The sequence below is a fragment of the Flavobacterium marginilacus genome (genome assembly GCF_026870155.1).
Classification (GTDB): Bacteria; Bacteroidota; Bacteroidia; order Flavobacteriales; family Flavobacteriaceae; genus Flavobacterium; species Flavobacterium marginilacus.
Window position 1 is genome coordinate 2,044,298 of record NZ_CP113975.1, and the last position, 16,894, is coordinate 2,061,191.

A 16,894-nucleotide genomic window follows, 5' to 3' on the forward strand; every position below is an offset into this window, starting at 1 on the left:
AATTTTGTAAATTTCTCAAAGGAAAGCAGAAGTGAACTACGCGCTTGGCCAGACTCATGATCCATACCTCGCATTAGTCTTCTGCTCCTCCTTGAGTTTTGTTGAATGGCTTCAAATAGAATGATAGACGACGGGTCTAATAAAGGCTTTAAAGCAAATTCAACTTTTTATTTCACTTAAAATCAAATGTATGAAAAACTATTTATTTTTTGTAGGGATTGATGTTTCTAAGTTAAAATTAGATGTTACTTTTCTTGAAAAACCATTAGGAAAGAAAACATTTCACTTTTTAGTAAGCAATGACGTCAAAGGGATTAAAGAGATTGTAAAGCAATTAAACAGCCGGAAAATTGCTTTGGAAAACGTATTGGTTAGTTTTGAAGACACTGGTGTTTATTCACTTCCTTTGGGATGTTATTTGACTCAGTACAAGATCGATTATTGGATGATTCCAGCCATTGAAATCAAACGCAGTAAAGGAATCTCCAGAGGGAAAACTGATAAAAATGACTCTAAGGATATTGCGTTTTATGCCTTAACACATTTGCACAAGCTACGATTAACACAGCTTCCAGAGTTATCATTAATGGAACTTAAATTACTTTTTACAGAGCGTGAAAAACTACTTAAAACCCTGCGTATCATAGGAAGTACCAGTGAAGGAATCGGCTACATCCCCAAAGAAGCTATGGATGATGTTTTAAAAATTAACAAAGTAGTTGTTAAACAGCTTCAAAAAGCAATCGAAAAAGTTGAACAGAAAATGAAAGAAATCATTCAATCCAATGAGCAGCTCAAATTGCAGAATGAACTCATCCAAAGTATCCCAGGAGTTGGACCACAAACTGCCTTGTATATTATCTTAGTTACCAAATCGTTTCAGTCCTTCGAAAACTGGCGACAAGTGGCTTGTTATGCAGGAGTGGCTCCATTTGAATACAGTTCGGGCAGTTCTATTAAAGGAAGGACAAAGGTCAATCATCTGGCAGATAAAAAACTAAAATCGTTACTGAATATGTGCGCTTTAAACAGCAAAAAACACGACACAGAACTTAAACAATATTACGAACGAAAAGTAGCCGAAGGAAAATCAAAAATGTTGGTTTTAAATAATATAAGATGCAAACTATTAGGACGAATTTTTGCAACCATTAACCGCGGAACACCTTATGTCAACATTAAAAAATTTGCAGCGTAATTTAGCATTTTTTACTTGGATTTTGCCATAGAATGCGAGGTCACGCCCAAATACAAAAGATATGCAAATAGCATTGTACAGCCGATGTTTGGGAGCAAATTCTACATTTGTTGCAATGGATAAATATCCAGAAGAATTTAAAAACATCACTTCAATGATTGCACTGCAACCTTCTCCGCCACGTGCTTTTGTAAAAACGGCAATGGATAAAGCAAAAATTCCTAACGGTTATGAAATGTTCGATGAGGCTTTAAAAAAGAAAACCGGTTATGTACTTGATGATTTTAGGCCAATGGAAAATTCAAAAGCGGACTCAATCCCAACAATGGTGGCTCAGGTAAAAGCTGATTTTTCAATGCCTTTTCACTATGTGGAAGAAATCTACAATAACATTTCTGCAAAAGATAAAAAACTCTTTTGGATTGAGGGAACAGACCAGCGTTTTCAGGGCTACAATTACTTCGGGCAAAATCCAAAAGTAATGTTAGAGTGGTTTGCTACGCATTTTAAATAATATTATTTTAAGAAAACAAACAAGAACTGAATTCAAAACAAATTAGCGAGTTACGTTTTCATCAGTAAAATGTTTCTTTTTTATTGGTAATCTGTTTCTGCCTTCTTATTCTACTGCCAATACCTTTGCTACATCAAAAATTCAAAATATGAAAACAAAATTTTTATTCGCAATGTTCATCACATTGCTGTCATTCGGAACTACAATTAATGCGCAAACAAAATCTGCTGATAAACAGAAAACCGTTTTGCTTATCAATGCCCACTTAACTTATCCAGGCCTATCCGAGGGTAAGTTGAATCAAGCTTTTTATAATAAAGCCAAAGAATTTTTCATTTCACAAAACTACAAGGTTTTAGAAACAAAAATTGAAGCTGGCTACAATGTAGATGAAGAAGTGGAAAAACATATGCAAGCCGATATTATCGTATTGCAAACACCCGTAAACTGGGAAAATGCACCTTGGATTTATAAAAAATATGTAGATGATGTATTTACCAGTGCAATGAAAAGCGCAAAATTTCTTTCAGGAGATGGACGTTCAGCTACTGACCCAACTAAAGAATATGGAACGGGTGGAAAAATGCAAGGTAAAAAGTTTTTACTTTCTGCTACTTGGAATGCTCCCGAAGAAAGTTTCAACAACCCAAAACAACCGCTTTGGAAAGGAAAAAGTGCCGATGATGCATTGTCTAATATAGGTGCAAATTATGCATTTGTAGGATATACGGTATTGCCGGGACACTATTGCTACGATGTTTTTCATAACAAACATATCAAAGAAGATTTAGAAAATTATCCAAAATATTTAAAAAAAGTATTAGGCCTCTAAGCCATTAATCAATCAACATATATAAACAAAATTAAGATGAGTACAACAAAAAAGGTTTTATTAATTAACACACATTTAACGTATCCAGGTTGGAGCGAAGGCACACTGAATGCTTCATTTCATCAAAAAGCTAAAGATTTTTTTTTAGCGAATAATTTTGAAGTTGTAGAAACAAAAGTAGAAGATGGCTACAACGCTGAAGAAGAAGTAGAAAAGCATCTGGAAGCAGATATTATTGTTTTGCAAACCCCAATCAACTGGTTTGGTGCGCCATGGATTTACAAAAAATATGTAGATGATGTTTTTAACAGTGGTTTACAAAGTGCAAAATTTCTTGTTGGCGATGGAAGAACAAGAGAAGATGCAACAAAACAATACGGAACAGGCGGAAAAATGCAAGGCAAAAAGTTTATGGTTTCCTCTACTTGGAATGCACCAGCAGCCAGTTTTGACGATCCAAACCAAGTTTTATTTGAAGGCAGAAGTACGGCTGATGCTTTAATTCAAATTACCAGTAATTACCGTTTTTGCGGTGCTGATGTTGTTGCAGATTACAACTGTTTTGATATTTTTAAAGATGGTGATATTGTGGGAACTTTAGAAAATTATCCAGAACATTTGAAAAAAGTATTTAGTTTATAAATTCTAATTAACTAAAAATGAACAAAACCCAGACAGTACTTTTAATCAATACCCATTTAACATACCCAACATTTAGTGAGGGTTTACTGAATGCTTCATTTCATCAAAAGGCAAAAGATTTTTTTGAAAATGCCAATTTTAAAGTATTAGAAACAAAAGTTGAAGAAGCATATAATATTGATGAAGAAGTAGAAAAGCATTTGCAAGCGGACATTATAATTCTTCAAACTCCTATAAATTGGTTTGGTGCACCTTGGATTTACAAAAAATATGTAGATGAGGTTTTCAGCAGTGCTGGTACAAGCAAGAAATTTCTTGAGGATGATGGGCGTAGCAGAAAAGATCTAACTCGTCAATATGGAACCGGCGGATACCTGCAAGGTAAAAAATTTATGGTTTCTGCTACTTGGAATGCACCGAAAGAAAGTTTTGAGGATCCCAACCAGATTTTATTTCAAGGAAGAAGTACGGCAGATTTCTTTATTCCAATCACCAGTAACTATCGTTTTTGCGGCGTAGATATTGTGGCAGATTATAATTGTTTTGATATTTATAAGGGTGGAGATATTGTTAGGGACTTGGAAAATTATCCATCCCATTTGAAAAAAGTTTTTGGCATATAAAGCAACGGATGAAAAGTAATAATTTTAGCCTTACTAGATATTAATAGTATTAATAAAATATTGAAAATTTGGACTATTCGAATTTCTATTTGTCATTTTAAGATAAATATATCTCTAACTCATACCTCAAAAGAGTCAGCTAAAATCTTCAAATCTTCCAACAAAAGATTCGAATTAACTCCTGTTAGGTTCACATAGAAGCCCGCTATTTAGCGGGTTTTCTTGTTTTTATGCCTTTTTTAATTCTTTTATTTTCGAAAACCAACGAAATTGAGGATTTAAATTTGTTACTGCTTAAAAAAACATAAGAGCTCTTTTAATTCATGATTTCGGATTAAAATGATGCAGAATCAGTTTGGGTGTTGCGATAACTTCTCTGCGGATATTAACCATTTTATTTCATTGGAAACTTCTGCGCACATTCGTCTTTTGAGTTGAAAAAGGAGCTTTTAATGCTGATTTTATAATCAATGAACCAGTATTTCATTTCGACTAAAAAATGTTCGGTAAACATCAGATTTTTATGGTGAATCAAAATGTGATTTTCTGATTGCAGTCCTAAATGCATAGCATTAAGTTTTACTTTCGAAAATCCGTTATTAAATAAAAAAGATACAGTAATCGAAGTGTATAGGGAAGAAATACAGTATTTTCCATTACCATAACATCATTTACGTCTTCTCCTGTAACAACGTAATTTTTGCAGACCATTAGACCATTTTATATTTATTAAGGTTAATAAAAAGAGGTCAGTCTAATTAAAAACTGACCTCAAAAAGGAAATAGTAATGTTTACTGGCTCGTCAAATAATTAAAATGTTTTAGCCAGTTAGAATTTATTGGTAATTGTGATTTCACCACATGCTTAATTTATTTGGTGATACTTATTTTAAGCAATGTAAAATTGTAAGTAATTTTTATTTTGTCAGCGATTTTTTTACTGACTACGCTTGGTATTTCAATATCAAAATCTTCGGGCTTTACTTCAAACGTGCCGTTTACAATAAGCCCGTTCGGAGATTTGGAAACTTTTACAGGTACAGAAACAGTTTTTGTTTTACCATGAATTGTCAAATCTCCATTTAAAGTAAAAATTTTAGAGCTGGCTGTTATTTTTGAGGTATCAAAATCTTCAATTTTTCCTTTTAGCGTGGCCTTAGAAAATTTTTCGGATTCCATATAATTTTCATTAAAATGCTCCTCCATTAAAGCAACTTTGAAACGAAAACCTTTTATCAAGACTAAAGCAGCAAAATCTCCAGTGGATTGTTCTAAAACGGCTGACACGCTTTTATTTTCTGCCGCAACTTCTTCATACGAAGGCACAGATGCCTGAAATTTTATACTGCCGGTTTTTGTTATCACTTTTTGTGCAGATATGTCTGTATTTACAGCAATAATCAGCAGTAATGCAAAGAAATTGATAAATGATTTTTTCATAATAATTAATTCTCTTTAAGTCCGTCGGTATTCCATTTTAAAATTAAATCAATATTTGTCTGAGACATTCTTCCGCCTTGAGGCATAAGTCCCTGCTGACCGTTCTGCAGCTGAATTCTGCTTAATAGACCAGCACTTTGAACAGCTGCTTTAACTCCTGCATAAGTTGTTAAAGGCCTGAAAGATGCTGCTCCTGTGCTTGAATGACAGCTTATACAATTAGCATCAATAATTGATTTTATATTTTGTGTATAAGTAATTGTGGTCGTTGGTGTCCCAGGATCTGGTGTTGTTGGTGTCGTTGGCGTCGTTGAGATATCATCATAAGTGTCAGAATTACTGCAGCTCGTAAGCGCAGCCAGTAAAAATGTAAGTGCAATTGCTTTTTTCATAATTAGTTATTTATAGTTATTAAAATACTCTGTATAAGTTAAATCCAAAAAAGAAGTCTCCTTTGTTCCATTCGCCAGCTGCATTAGTGAGGTATCCGCTCTCGCTCATGGACTGTGAATTGGTAAAGATGAGCTGAAAAACATGTCCGCCGGTTTCGACATCAAGTCCTACAGACAGTGGGTTTTCATAAAAATTTGGCTTGTCAAAATTGTGCATGTATTCTAAATTCAGAGATAGCCTTTTTGTTAATTTATAGCGTCCGCCTCCGCCAAAAGAAAACTGATTGTCGTTTTCGATATCGGGATTGTAAAGATTTTTATGTACAAATGAAGGAATAATTTCTAATGAAAGCTTTTTGCTGATTTTTCTTGAAATCAGTAACTGCTGCACAGAAGTAAGCCTGTGTTTGAATTCCAGTCCTGGATATTGATCTTCTTCCAGATAAGTATTTATATCTGCTACACTGTACCCGACAATATCAACTGGAAAATTAGCATCTTGTCTGGCCAGTCTGTATTTAAGTCCTGTTTCATACATTTTATTTAAGGTATGTCTAGAAAGACTGACAGAAAGCCAATCTGTAACTCCGTATATACCGCCCAGTTTTGTGGTTGCATTATCAAGTCCAAAGAAACTGTTCAAGCCATCTTTTACAGTTCCAAATCGGTGAGAGACAACAAAATAAAATTCTTTCTTGGCGGGCATTTTTGTTGTCTGCAGTGTAACAAGCTGTAAGGCTTTAAATGTTGCTGTAGAATGACTGTCCTCAACCTGAGTAGAATCAAGGCTTTTTAAAAGATCATCTTGAGAATAAGCCATAGTAGCCAATAAAAGGCATATTGGAATTAAAAATTTCTTCATAAATTGTTTGTTTTTATTATTTATTAATGGTGCATTGATCTAGTTTTACTTCTTCAAAAAGTTCATCATAACCAATGCATTTGCCTTTTACGGTCAAGTTTTTGCTGATTGGCTTATTTTTGATTTCCTTATTAAAAACACAAAAAACACTATTTTCAAGAACTACTGCCGAATCTGTTTTTTTTGTTGCCAAACCAGTTATTTCGATAGTTTTGTTTAGGTATAAAGAATCTGCTTTTTGTGGGTCAGCGGTATAATCAGCAATTAATTTTGTTGCAGCTATACTGCGTTCCGGCATTTCTGATTCTATATTTCTGGCTTCCTTAAAGAGAAATCCGTAATAAAAATAAATGCCCCCTGCAGCCACTAAAAGCGCTCCTGCAATTACATATGCTATTCTTTTTCTTTTCATTTTTTAAGCTTTAATTTCATGAAGAACAATTTTCTTTAGATTTCAAATACTGAATCTTTTAATTTGTGTTAAGCGATTTTATAGTTGAAACATTTTGGCAGTGTTTTTTACCAAAAAAAATCTGAAGTCAGTTCTTGCTGATTTAATACTATTTTTTTCATTTATATATTCCTGTTAATGGAATCCAATAGTAAAACAGTATTGATACAGATTACCCTACCAAAAAAATGTATTTTTTAGAAAAAAAAGCTGAAAGAAATATTGGGGTTTTACTATCTAAAGTTTTTTGGATTAAAAAGAAACCCTAAAACTCAGGTTTGGAGTTCTTTGCAGAGAAAATGTTTCGACTTCCTCAATAGAATTTGACAGAGAACTTATTCGATAATTTTCGCTGATTTCATTTTTTCTATTCAGAATGTTTAGGATGGATATTCCTGCTTTATATTGAATTCCGTTTGCAGTTTTCCATTTGTAAGTTGTAGAAAAATTAACTTGCGAAAAAATGGTCAAATTTGTATTGTTTGGTTTATTATAAATCAATACAGGGTTTGAAAGATCGATTCTAGAGAAGTCAGGAGATGTTTTTGGTCTTCCAGATGACCATTTTGTTCCCAATGCAATTTTAAAATTGTTTTTTTCAAAGATTCCAGCCCATGATACCGTATGTGTCAGCTCGAAATTGTTCGGGAAACTTGGGTATTCATAATCGGCAAAATTGTAATTATTGTTATTGTAAGTGTAATTTAGCCAGGTCAGAAAGTGATTCATCTTTTTTTGAATGAGGATTTCTGTACCCACTATTTCATAATCACCAGTTGTTCTCACAAACTCTAATTGGTTTTGAAATCCCTGGCTTGAACTTGTAATTCCAATTACTTTTTTATAGAAATTTTCTACATCAAGCAGCCAGTCATTCTTTTTATAGAATAAATTTAAAGATAATTGTCTGCTTCTTTGTATAGGGACTGTTGTATTATTGGAGACAATCCAGCGTCTTTTTTCAATACCAAAATAATCCTTCTGAAGGTCAATAATCTGTTGGGAATTTTGGCTTTTTAATTCTGCTAATAGTTCTAAATTCAGATTTTTGCTAAATCCATAGTTAAACCGCAGGCGGGGTTCAGGAATGTACTTTTTGAACTTATCAATGTAGTTCAGCCGCACTCCTGCATTTAATATTATTCGGGAAAGCGTATCATTATATTTACCTTCTAATATCAGAGTATGTGTTCTTAAAACGTCTTTAATTTTGCGGTAAAAACTCGGAATGTTTACCTGCTCTAAATTTGTAATGCCAATTTCATTGAACTGATAACCATTATTAATACTAAGTTTAGAATTGAGGGTATGATTGTTTTCTAAATTAATTCCATTATTACCAACCGTGTTTTCCTGGGTAACTGTCTGGTTTTCATTCGTCGTTTTCTGGTCTCCCAAAAGTTCATAAGCAGAATTGTAAATGTTGATTTTAGTTGTGTTGAAGCTGTTCCAGTTTCTTTTCCATGACAGATTTCCTCCATAATTCTGCTGGCGCAGAATATTAGTTTCTGATTTGTTTGTGTTGTTTACAGATGCACTTTGAAAAACCTTGAGATTATCTTTTATTGTTATTAAATCGACAATCATGAGATCTTTGTGTCCTATTTTTTGAGCATATTTGAAGGTCGCATCGTAGAAATCAAATTCTTTGTCGCTCTGATAATTAATATTCTGATTTTTAGAAAAATCAGTGATTGTAGTGTTTTGAAATACTTTATTGAAATACTCTTTATATGTTGGTGTTTCCAGATAATCAGTTATTGACTTTCGTGCAGAAATTTCAATATAACTCTTTTTTGAAAGGTTGTATTTAGCATAAATATCAGCATTAATCATGTTGATTCCTGCACTAAAACTATTCTTTTCTGCTGTTTCAGGAGTTGAAGAAATGGCAACTACGCTGGAAACGCTTTCACCATAAAAAGCAGAACTCCCGTTTTTATAGATAGAAATAGTGTGCGCCAGATTAGGATTAAAAACAGATATTAAGCCAAAAAAATGCCCTGTTTGGAAAATTCGTATTCCATTCCATAAAAACAAGTTTTGATCGTGCGTACCTCCGCGTACATTGATGCTGGACACACTTTCATCTATACTGTTAACTCCCGGAATCTGCTGCATAGTCTGCAAGGCATCAGGTTCGATAAGTCCTGGCAGAATACCAAACTTTTTTGGTTTAATTTCAAAAGAGCCATCACTGTTTTTGGAAATTCCAGAAGCAAGAATAGCGTTAGTTTTAATTTCTTCCAGTTCTGTAATTTCAGATTCTAATACTATTTTTAGACAATCTTTAGAATCTAAATTTTCAGAAATTATTTTTTTGGTTACAAACCCAATATGACTAATCGAAAAAATATTTTTAGAACCTTTCTCAAATTCAAAATAACCCTCAGAATCTGTTGTAATTTGTGTACCGCTGCTTAAACGGACATTGGCATTTTCAATAGGTTTTTTATCAATATCAGAAAAAACATAGCCACAGATTATCTGAGGCCGACTTTCTTTTTTATAAATATTAATGAATTTTCCTTCAATAAGCTCAAATGATAAATTAGTATTTCTTGAAAGATACTGCAGTTTTTGATCTAAAGAAAGTGATTTCCCGGGTGGAATTAAATGCAGTCCGGTAACATTATCTTCCGTATAATTAAATACAACTTGATGCTGCTGTTCTATATTGGTTATTATTTTCTTAAAAGGCATGGCTTTCTCTTTGTCTTGAGAAAAAAGATTCAAGGCAAGAAAAAATATAAAAAACAAAAAATGAAATTGTTTGGGGAGGAACATTTATTTTCCGTCAATAATTATTTTATTTTTTGAGACTTTTTGAGCCTTCAAATTATAGGTTGTGTTAATGATATGCAATGCTGTATTTAGATCTTTAGCGGGCAATTTGCCAGTAAATATAGACAATGTGTCTTTGTTATTTAGTTCGATCGTAATGTTGTACTGCCTCTCGACTTCGTCCAATAGAGTTCTGAGATTCTCCTTATAAAAACATATTTGATTGTCCATCCATTCTGGTTTCAATGAATTAATTTTCATTTTAACCTGTTTACCGTTTTCAAAACTAACGCTTTGTCCATGTGTTAATAGAATTTGAGTATCGGCATAATTTACTTTAACGCGTCCTTCATAACATGTTACATCAAACCTGTTTTTTCTGGCTTTAACGTTAAACTGAGTTCCTAAAACCGTTACTTTTCCCAATGAAGTCTGTACTTCAAAGCGTTTTCCTTTGGATACCCTGAAATAAGCCTCTCCCTTTAGTTCAAGATGTCTGCTGTTGTTCCAGTTCCATTTTTTATAGTTTATTTCAGAACCGGAATTTAAAACTACTTCAGAATTATCAGGTAATGAAAAAGTCGTTTTCTGGCCAAAACCTGCCGTCTCCGTTTGAGGTACTAAAAATTTCAGAGCAAAGGTAATTCCAAGCGCTATAACAAAGACTGCGGCTGCGCGAAACATCCATTTTTTATATAAAGGAACTACTTTTGGTGCTGCTTTTTTCTGCTTAAGAATATTTGACAGCATGCTGTTTTCATCCAGATCGCCAACTTCTAAATGCTCTGTATAATTTTTTATTTTTTGGTATTTTTCGAAATCGGGACTAGCTTTAAATACAGCTAACTCATCCTCAGATAAATCATTGTTGAGCCATTTGGCTAATAACTGATCTTTTTCCATTGTACTGGTATTATTTGATTAAAACAATTTGGGCTTAATTTACCCTACTTTAATATATCAATTTCTTTGCGTAAGCTTAACAAAGCTAAGTGGATGCGTTTTTCAACAGCCTTTACGCTAATATTTAAATCGGAAGCAATCTCGCTGTATTTTTTTCCGTCAATTCTATGCATCAAAAAAGCAATACGCTGTTTTTCGTTTAAGTTTTCAATAGCTTTCAAAAGTTTGGCCTGAAATTGTTTTTCTTCCAGGATATATTCTGGATTTTCATTTGTTTTGTCCAAACCTGTGAAGTTTTTTTCATATCGCAAGACAACTTTTTGATGTGCAATCTGATTAAGACTGCTGTTATTTGCAATTGTATAAACATAAGATTTTGCTTTTTCCAGCGGTACTGAAGCACAGTTCTGCCAAAGTTTTAAAAAAGCTTCCTGTGCTAAATCTTCTGCTTGGTCTGTATTGCCAAATTTGTAAAAAAGAAAATTTCGAACAGCTTTTATATGACTTTTGAAAAAAGACGAAAAAATTATTTCGTCACAAGTGTTTGATTGGTTTTTATCTGGCATTTATATTTTCAATTTGTGCGGTGTAAAAGTATTTGTTTTTAGTTTACGTAGGGTAAAAGTAAAGATGATTGTTTTATAGTAACATCAAATGTTATTTTTTCTGAAATAATTTGAAATGTAAAGAATGCATCCAAAACCATTGAAGCCGAATTTATTAAAAACAGTTTTAAATTTTATTACCTTTGTAAAAATATAAATATGTTTACTTTAAAAAAATATTTATCATCAATACTATTTCTGTTATTATTGTCTTGTCAAAGCGAAATAAATGAACAGGATTATGATATGCAGGGAACAGTTACCAATGTATCTCCTCTAACTACTTATCTGCAAAGGGTTGCAATGGTCAAAACGGTGCAGGATAATATAATCGATAATTCCAATTACTGTACTATAAAACTACCCTATACAGTTACCGTTAATGATGTGAAAATTGCTGTCAACACTATTGATGACTATCAAAAAGTATCAGATAATATTAATGCAAATTCGTATGATGCTGATATTGTAAAAATAGATTTTCCAGTGACAATGGTTTACTATAATTACATTGAAAAATTAATTCCCACTCAAGCTGATTTTAATACTTTAATTGATTATTGGAATCTTTATCCTGATCTTTTATCTAAAATTAATGGGCTGAATATTAATTATCCTATAACAATTAATATCTATAACAGTTCCAGTCAAATTGCAAGTTCTGTGTCGATTATAAGTGATCAGGCGTTTTTTAATTTCATAAAAAACATGAATAGCAGTGAGTATATTTCGTTAAAATATCCAATTTCTGTAGTAGATTATAATAATCAGTCAAAATTGATTACAAATAATTTAGATTTTGAAAATGCTATTAAATATGCTATCGATTACTGTCCTGAAAACAACATTGTGTCACTCGATTTTACAGAAACGATAACAAAAGGTTCTTGGGAAATTCCATATTTTTTTGCTGATTCTGAAAAAACATCTTCTTATAACGGATACTTATTTACTTTTAAAACTGATAAATCGGTTGTCGCTGTCAAAGACGGTATTTCAGAAACAGGTCAATGGGAATGCAAAACACTAAATGGCGTGTGTGAATTAAAAATAAACTTCAATTCAAAATTACTAGGCGAGCTCAATAAAACCTGGAAGCTGTTTGAGTTTAATAATTCGCAGATACGGCTGCGTAATCTAAGCAGCAGTACTAGTTATCTTTATTTTGAAAAAAAATATTAAATATTTAATCAAAATTCCTCAAGGCTTTTGTCTTGAGGAATTTTTTTGTTTGGTTTCTTGTTTTAAATACTTTTTTACTGCATTTTTAATTTTCTTATTTTTATGAAAATTTATCAGATATGACATTTTCTTTCAGACCTTTCTTGTTTTCCTTTTTTCTTTTAATCCAATTGAATTGTATTTCTCAGACTACTCTTTCGAATACACCTACGGCAGCGGAAATCAGTGATACTGCTTTTGTTAATTTGAAAGATTTCAGCAAGGATTTTGTTTATGATATGAAATATGCAGCAGACGATAATTTTTTGAAATCTAAAGTTTATGATTGTGCCGAATGTTATCTGCGTTACAGAACTGTAAAAGCATTAATTCTGGCCAATGAAAGATTCATGAAGAAAGGTTTTAAAATTAAATTATTTGATTGTTACCGTCCGCTGGATATTCAAAAAAAGATGTGGGCGATTGTTCCAAATCCTGAATATGTTGCAAATCCGGCAAAGGGTTCAATTCATAACAGAGGAGGAGCTGTAGATATAACACTGGTGGATTTTGATGGGAAGGAATTAGATATGGGAACTTCTTTTGATTTTTTCGGTAAAGAAGCCAGCCATGATTTTTCCGGCTTTTCAAAAGAAATCAGAAACAACAGAAACCTGCTCAAGAAAATTATGATTAAGGAGCATTTCAATTCGTTTGATTCAGAATGGTGGCATTACAATTTAAAAGCAGGATTGAATGATTCCGTTTCAAATTTTAAATGGAAATGCATGTAGCTCTTAAGTTATTTTTTGATACAATCCTCAGAAATGTTTTAGTTTTTTATTCTTTTTTTTGCTCTTCCTTTATTCTTAGTGTATTACGAAAAGAGTGTGTTATCCCCTAAAAAAATTCCTATAAAATTTTAAAACCATAAGTAGTTAATTATGCGTGCGTTGCGTTTTTAGTAAGATTATGCTTTAAAAATAACGAAAAAAGTGTATTTCATCGATTAAATTGTTGTTTTATTGAAAAATGTATTTACTTAGTATTACAAATCATTTGTAAACAGTGATTTAAAAGCCCCAAAAAACAAATACAAATAACCGTTAATTGGATTTTAAAAAAAGAACTTGAAATTCAATTTTCTGATTTAATAAAAATAAATCCATAAGATTCATTTTTATTTATCATTAAAACCTACAGAATTTATGAAGAGAATTTTACAAAAATGCGTTGATTTAGATAATAAATCAGGAATTACGTTTGTTGAAGTTGTGGTAATCGGTGTACTGATTCCCAAGGTAGTCCAAAATATAAAGGACTATGTAATTAATTTTGATAAGGATCACAATAATACCAATCAAAATGTTTATACTTCATAAAAAGTAAAAAACCATCTCAAATCAGTTTGAGATGGTTTTTTTCATTTTCAGAAACAAACTATCTGTCATTTTTTTCTTTTGGAGCCATGTTACCGTCAGCTCTTATTTGCTTTACAGAGGCTTCCATGATTTCATCAACAGTTGTGTTTATTTTAATAAAATTAAGAGCAGTTATTTTTTGATATAAATAACATTTAAAAAAAACAAAATTTCACGAGATTTTTATTTAATAAGCCTTTTTGATTCTGTCTAAATCTCTTTTGGTATCCTGCTCTTTCAAAGATTCTCTCTTATCATATGTTTTTTTACCACGGCAAAGCCCGATCTGTAATTTGGCCAGACCTTTTTCATTGGTAAATAATTTCAAAGGCACTATTGTCAGACCTTTGGCCTGTACGCTTCGAGCCAATCCTTTAAGCTCTCTTTTGTTCAAAAGCAGTTTGCGCTCACTGCGCGCTTTGTGATTGAATTGGTTCCCAAAACTATACTCTTCTATATAAGTATTAATGGCAAAAAGTTCCGTGCCGCTAAATTCACAGAAACTTTCGGTAATATTAGCTTTTCCTAATCGAATGGATTTTATTTCGGTTCCGCCCAAAACAATTCCGGCAGTATAGGTTTCCAGAATTTCATAATCGAAACGGGCTCTTTTATTGAGTATGTTGACAGTTTTTTGCATAGTAGGGCAAATTTAGCAACTAATTAATGAAAGAACAATTGTTTTTGGGAAAATGCCATAAATTTGCATCATGGAAAAACATCAGTCAAAAGATCCGCTTCACGGCGTTACACTTCAAAAAATAGTGGAGACATTAGTAGAATATTATGGTTTTGACACCTTGGGAGAACTGATTAAAATAAAATCGTTCAACGAAAATCCAAGCATAAAATCAAGCCTTACCTTTTTGCGAAAAACAGATTGGGCAAGAAAACGAGTCGAAGATCTGTATATTAAAACACTTCCAAAAATACAATCCAGATAATTAGAAGCTTAATCCAGCTGTTCACTATATCTCTTGTCCCGAACCCCGGGACAACAGGATGCCGTTTCCATCTGAGCTAGGGCATTAGTTTTCATAATAAAGATTTAGTGTTGAATAACAAGTGATTTTTACTATTTAAAGACTCATTTCCATAATTGGCATAAACCTGTTTTTTATTGAGGTTTCGAACTCTCCAATTTTTTTGAATCCAAATTTCAGATAAAACCTTTCAGCATTTGGTTCCGAATCTAATGATATTTTTTCGAATTTTTCATTTTTCATTCGATCCAAAAAATCATTCATTAAATATTTCCCGAAGCCTTTTCCAATATATTCCGGCAAAATAAATAAGTTGTCAAGAAGCACATTATTTTGTTCTTTGATGATGTATGAATAGTAACCGATAATTTCATTGCCATTTACTAATTTATAAACAGAATTATTTTCAATATAATCTTTGGAAATGGTCAGGTTATTATTCCATTTCAAAATCTGCTCTTCAGAATATCCCCAATTTGCTTTTGACTTTTTTGTTATTTCTGTCAAAATCTTATGATCATCTGTGTGCGCTTTTTTGATTCCCATATTCAAAATTATTTATTCAATTTAGAATAAATCATGCTGTCTAGAAATCGCCCTTCGTAAAATTCATTTTCAATTAAATGAGCTTCTTTTATAAAACCATTTTTAAGTAAAACTTTTTCTGAACCTGTGTTTTCAGGATCCAAAATAGCTTCTATAGAATGCAGCTTCATATCTTTAAACCCATAATCAACTACTCTCCGCAGTGCTTCCGAAATAATTCCTTTCCCATTGTATTCAGGAAAGAGCATGTAGCCCACTTCGGCTCTGTAGTGTTCTGGTTTCATCCGGTAATGACCAATGATTCCAATAATTTTTTCAGGTTTGTCCAGGAATGCTATTCCCCAGTTGATGCCGATGCCATTTTCAATTTTGTCATCAAACATGGCAATAAGCTCCAGAGCGTCTTCTTTATTTTTAAGATATGGCCTTGGAATGTATTTCATAACTTCGTCGTTTGAACGCAGAGCCAAAATAGCTTCGGCATCATTTTCTATTACCCGACGCAATACTAATCGCTCCGTTTTTAATACTGGAAAAGGTAAAAAATTGACTTCAAGCATACTCTCTGTTTTTAATTGTTTTATAAAATCTCAATACTGAAAGCAGCGTGGAAAGTTTCATCTGCGTCCAAAACCTGAATTCCTTCTTTGTCCAAAAGCGCACCAGATTTGTCTACAGTGTCCGAATAACCGAACCATGGTTCAATGCATATAAATGGTGCATTTGGCGGTGTCCAAATTCCTAAGTCCGGAAAATCAGAAAAACTTACTTTCAAAAACGGCTTAGAATTCTCTAAAATAGTAACCGATTTGGATATTATGTTTTTAAAAACTAAAGCATCATTTGCAAATAAATCATAATTTAAATGCAATTCATTTTTGTCTAGCGCTACTTCATTTGTTGTATTCGAAATCAAACCGTCTTCCAATAAATAATAGTTCAAAGAATCTTCTTTTTCGAATGCTAAAGAGTAATTTTTAAAATCATTAGGCAAATCAAATGCAGGATGCGCACCAATAGAAAACGGCATTTTAGATTTTTCGTTATTAAATACTTTGTATTCAATTTTCAATGTTTTGTTCTCCAGCGTGTAAACTAAATGCAGATCAAAATCAAAAGGATATTTTTCTTTGGTTTCCGGAGTAGCGGCTAATGAAAAAGTAACGCTGTTTTCATGCTTATCAATCAATTCAAATTCCATTTCGCGCGCAAAACCGTGACGGGACAAATGGTAGTCAGTATTGCTGTACTGATAAGTATTGTTTTTTAAAGTGCCTACAATTGGGAATAAAACAGGGGAGTGCTTTCCCCAAAATTCTGGATTTCCATTCCAAATGTATTCTTTGTTTAAATTGTCTTTCAAAGAGCATAATTCAGCTCCTGTATGTTTTATTTCTGCAGTTAAAATGGCGTTTGATATAGCTGTAGTCACAATTATGGTTGTTTTTAATAGTTAAAATGTTATTGTAAAGGTATTTTATAATTCTTATTTAAAGAAGGGAAACGAGAATTTATTTGAAGCTAAAATCAATCAAAT

21 protein-coding genes are annotated in these 16,894 nt (G+C 32.4%); 9 read left to right on the forward strand and 12 right to left on the reverse strand.

The window, feature by feature from the left end; genetic code table 11:
- The first annotated feature begins 190 nt into the window (after nt 1-190).
- From OZP07_RS08720 to OZP07_RS08740, 5 genes are all read left to right on the forward strand, one after another.
- Complete coding sequence (locus OZP07_RS08720; RefSeq protein WP_281635805.1) at nt 191-1,198, forward strand: IS110 family RNA-guided transposase; 1,008 nt, start codon at nt 191-193, stop codon at nt 1,196-1,198.
- A 61-nt stretch (nt 1,199-1,259) separates the two neighbouring features.
- The gene (locus OZP07_RS08725; protein ID WP_281638016.1) at nt 1,260-1,712 is read left to right on the forward strand and encodes a hypothetical protein; all 453 of its coding nucleotides are present in this window, start codon (nt 1,260-1,262) and stop codon (nt 1,710-1,712) included.
- A 148-nt stretch (nt 1,713-1,860) separates the two neighbouring features.
- The gene (locus tag OZP07_RS08730) at nt 1,861-2,544 is read left to right on the forward strand and encodes an NAD(P)H-dependent oxidoreductase (RefSeq protein WP_281638017.1); all 684 of its coding nucleotides are present in this window, start codon (nt 1,861-1,863) and stop codon (nt 2,542-2,544) included.
- A gap of 36 nt (nt 2,545-2,580) precedes the next feature.
- Nucleotides 2,581-3,186, forward strand: a complete 606-nt coding sequence (locus OZP07_RS08735) for an NAD(P)H-dependent oxidoreductase (protein ID WP_281638018.1) — start codon at nt 2,581-2,583, stop codon at nt 3,184-3,186.
- Nucleotides 3,187-3,203: 17 nt separating this feature from the next.
- Entirely contained in the window at nt 3,204-3,809 is a 606-nt protein-coding gene (locus tag OZP07_RS08740; RefSeq protein ID WP_281638019.1) for an NAD(P)H-dependent oxidoreductase, read from the forward strand.
- A gap of 394 nt (nt 3,810-4,203) precedes the next feature.
- On the opposite strand, the gene OZP07_RS08745 is transcribed toward OZP07_RS08740, so the two are convergent.
- The 8 genes from OZP07_RS08745 to OZP07_RS08780 form a co-directional block, all read right to left on the reverse strand.
- Nucleotides 4,204-4,377, reverse strand: a complete 174-nt coding sequence (locus tag OZP07_RS08745) for a hypothetical protein (protein WP_281638020.1) — start codon at nt 4,375-4,377, stop codon at nt 4,204-4,206.
- 302 nt (nt 4,378-4,679) lie between these two features.
- The gene (locus tag OZP07_RS08750) at nt 4,680-5,249 is read right to left on the reverse strand and encodes a YceI family protein (RefSeq protein WP_281638021.1); all 570 of its coding nucleotides are present in this window, start codon (nt 5,247-5,249) and stop codon (nt 4,680-4,682) included.
- A 5-nt stretch (nt 5,250-5,254) separates the two neighbouring features.
- Nucleotides 5,255-5,641, reverse strand: coding sequence for a c-type cytochrome (locus OZP07_RS08755; protein WP_194641231.1), 387 nt, complete (start codon nt 5,639-5,641; stop codon nt 5,255-5,257).
- 19 nt (nt 5,642-5,660) lie between these two features.
- Nucleotides 5,661-6,503 (reverse strand): DUF5777 family beta-barrel protein, encoded by an 843-nt coding sequence (locus OZP07_RS08760; protein ID WP_194641230.1) that lies wholly within the window; start codon nt 6,501-6,503, stop codon nt 5,661-5,663.
- A 16-nt stretch (nt 6,504-6,519) separates the two neighbouring features.
- Entirely contained in the window at nt 6,520-6,915 is a 396-nt protein-coding gene (locus tag OZP07_RS08765) for an OB-fold protein (RefSeq protein WP_281638022.1), read from the reverse strand.
- A gap of 291 nt (nt 6,916-7,206) precedes the next feature.
- Nucleotides 7,207-9,714, reverse strand: coding sequence for a TonB-dependent receptor (locus OZP07_RS08770; RefSeq protein WP_281638023.1), 2,508 nt, complete (start codon nt 9,712-9,714; stop codon nt 7,207-7,209).
- Nucleotides 9,715-9,741: 27 nt separating this feature from the next.
- A complete protein-coding gene (locus OZP07_RS08775) occupies nt 9,742-10,641 on the reverse strand; it encodes a FecR family protein (RefSeq protein WP_281638024.1) in 900 nt (299 codons plus the stop codon).
- Between the two features lie 44 nt (nt 10,642-10,685).
- Nucleotides 10,686-11,207 carry an RNA polymerase sigma factor gene (locus OZP07_RS08780; protein WP_281638025.1) on the reverse strand — a complete coding sequence of 174 codons (522 nt, stop codon included), beginning with the start codon at nt 11,205-11,207 and terminating at the stop codon, nt 10,686-10,688.
- Nucleotides 11,208-11,405: 198 nt separating this feature from the next.
- On the opposite strand from OZP07_RS08780, the gene OZP07_RS08785 reads away from it, so the two are divergent.
- The 3 genes from OZP07_RS08785 (at nt 11,406) to OZP07_RS08795 (ending at nt 13,789) form a co-directional block, all read left to right on the forward strand.
- Nucleotides 11,406-12,428: a hypothetical protein gene (locus OZP07_RS08785; RefSeq protein ID WP_281638026.1), complete on the forward strand. Its 1,023-nt coding sequence runs from the start codon at nt 11,406-11,408 to the stop codon at nt 12,426-12,428.
- Nucleotides 12,429-12,547: 119 nt separating this feature from the next.
- On the forward strand, nt 12,548-13,201 hold the full coding sequence (locus OZP07_RS08790; RefSeq protein ID WP_281638027.1) for a M15 family metallopeptidase: 654 nt from the start codon (nt 12,548-12,550) through the stop codon (nt 13,199-13,201).
- 414 nt (nt 13,202-13,615) lie between these two features.
- Nucleotides 13,616-13,789, forward strand: coding sequence for a hypothetical protein (locus tag OZP07_RS08795; RefSeq protein ID WP_281638028.1), 174 nt, complete (start codon nt 13,616-13,618; stop codon nt 13,787-13,789).
- A 226-nt stretch (nt 13,790-14,015) separates the two neighbouring features.
- Here the strand turns inward: OZP07_RS08795 and smpB are convergent, their stop codons facing one another.
- Nucleotides 14,016-14,468 (reverse strand): SsrA-binding protein SmpB, encoded by a 453-nt coding sequence (gene smpB / locus OZP07_RS08800; protein WP_194641222.1) that lies wholly within the window; start codon nt 14,466-14,468, stop codon nt 14,016-14,018.
- A 70-nt stretch (nt 14,469-14,538) separates the two neighbouring features.
- On the opposite strand from smpB, the gene OZP07_RS08805 reads away from it, so the two are divergent.
- The gene (locus tag OZP07_RS08805) at nt 14,539-14,772 is read left to right on the forward strand and encodes a VF530 family protein (RefSeq protein ID WP_281638029.1); all 234 of its coding nucleotides are present in this window, start codon (nt 14,539-14,541) and stop codon (nt 14,770-14,772) included.
- A gap of 135 nt (nt 14,773-14,907) precedes the next feature.
- Here OZP07_RS08805 and OZP07_RS08810 read toward each other — a convergent pair whose 3' ends face one another.
- From OZP07_RS08810 to OZP07_RS08820, 3 genes are read right to left on the reverse strand one after another with little or no spacing between them, the layout of a single operon-like run.
- Nucleotides 14,908-15,357: a GNAT family N-acetyltransferase gene (locus OZP07_RS08810; RefSeq protein ID WP_281638030.1), complete on the reverse strand. Its 450-nt coding sequence runs from the start codon at nt 15,355-15,357 to the stop codon at nt 14,908-14,910.
- 8 nt (nt 15,358-15,365) lie between these two features.
- The gene (locus tag OZP07_RS08815; protein WP_194641219.1) at nt 15,366-15,917 is read right to left on the reverse strand and encodes a GNAT family N-acetyltransferase; all 552 of its coding nucleotides are present in this window, start codon (nt 15,915-15,917) and stop codon (nt 15,366-15,368) included.
- Nucleotides 15,918-15,937: 20 nt separating this feature from the next.
- Entirely contained in the window at nt 15,938-16,789 is an 852-nt protein-coding gene (locus OZP07_RS08820) for an aldose 1-epimerase family protein (RefSeq protein WP_281638031.1), read from the reverse strand.
- Nucleotides 16,790-16,894 lie beyond the last annotated feature (105 nt).

What these genes read in the sequence shown, in the direction of transcription:
- OZP07_RS08720 (WP_281635805.1), top strand. Translation starts at nt 191, where the DNA reads ATGAAAAACTATTTATTTTTTGTAGGGATTGATGTTTCTAAGTTAAAA.
- OZP07_RS08725 (WP_281638016.1), top strand. Translation starts at nt 1,260, where the DNA reads ATGCAAATAGCATTGTACAGCCGATGTTTGGGAGCAAATTCTACATTT.
- OZP07_RS08730 (WP_281638017.1), top strand. Translation starts at nt 1,861, where the DNA reads ATGAAAACAAAATTTTTATTCGCAATGTTCATCACATTGCTGTCATTC.
- OZP07_RS08735 (WP_281638018.1), top strand. Translation starts at nt 2,581, where the DNA reads ATGAGTACAACAAAAAAGGTTTTATTAATTAACACACATTTAACGTAT.
- OZP07_RS08740 (WP_281638019.1), top strand. Translation starts at nt 3,204, where the DNA reads ATGAACAAAACCCAGACAGTACTTTTAATCAATACCCATTTAACATAC.
- OZP07_RS08745 (WP_281638020.1), bottom strand. Translation starts at nt 4,377, where the DNA reads ATGCATTTAGGACTGCAATCAGAAAATCACATTTTGATTCACCATAAA.
- OZP07_RS08750 (WP_281638021.1), bottom strand. Translation starts at nt 5,249, where the DNA reads ATGAAAAAATCATTTATCAATTTCTTTGCATTACTGCTGATTATTGCT.
- OZP07_RS08755 (WP_194641231.1), bottom strand. Translation starts at nt 5,641, where the DNA reads ATGAAAAAAGCAATTGCACTTACATTTTTACTGGCTGCGCTTACGAGC.
- OZP07_RS08760 (WP_194641230.1), bottom strand. Translation starts at nt 6,503, where the DNA reads ATGAAGAAATTTTTAATTCCAATATGCCTTTTATTGGCTACTATGGCT.
- OZP07_RS08765 (WP_281638022.1), bottom strand. Translation starts at nt 6,915, where the DNA reads ATGAAAAGAAAAAGAATAGCATATGTAATTGCAGGAGCGCTTTTAGTG.
- OZP07_RS08775 (WP_281638024.1), bottom strand. Translation starts at nt 10,641, where the DNA reads ATGGAAAAAGATCAGTTATTAGCCAAATGGCTCAACAATGATTTATCT.
- OZP07_RS08780 (WP_281638025.1), bottom strand. Translation starts at nt 11,207, where the DNA reads ATGCCAGATAAAAACCAATCAAACACTTGTGACGAAATAATTTTTTCG.
- OZP07_RS08785 (WP_281638026.1), top strand. Translation starts at nt 11,406, where the DNA reads ATGTTTACTTTAAAAAAATATTTATCATCAATACTATTTCTGTTATTA.
- OZP07_RS08790 (WP_281638027.1), top strand. Translation starts at nt 12,548, where the DNA reads ATGACATTTTCTTTCAGACCTTTCTTGTTTTCCTTTTTTCTTTTAATC.
- OZP07_RS08795 (WP_281638028.1), top strand. Translation starts at nt 13,616, where the DNA reads ATGAAGAGAATTTTACAAAAATGCGTTGATTTAGATAATAAATCAGGA.
- smpB (WP_194641222.1), bottom strand. Translation starts at nt 14,468, where the DNA reads ATGCAAAAAACTGTCAACATACTCAATAAAAGAGCCCGTTTCGATTAT.
- OZP07_RS08805 (WP_281638029.1), top strand. Translation starts at nt 14,539, where the DNA reads ATGGAAAAACATCAGTCAAAAGATCCGCTTCACGGCGTTACACTTCAA.
- OZP07_RS08810 (WP_281638030.1), bottom strand. Translation starts at nt 15,357, where the DNA reads ATGGGAATCAAAAAAGCGCACACAGATGATCATAAGATTTTGACAGAA.
- OZP07_RS08815 (WP_194641219.1), bottom strand. Translation starts at nt 15,917, where the DNA reads ATGCTTGAAGTCAATTTTTTACCTTTTCCAGTATTAAAAACGGAGCGA.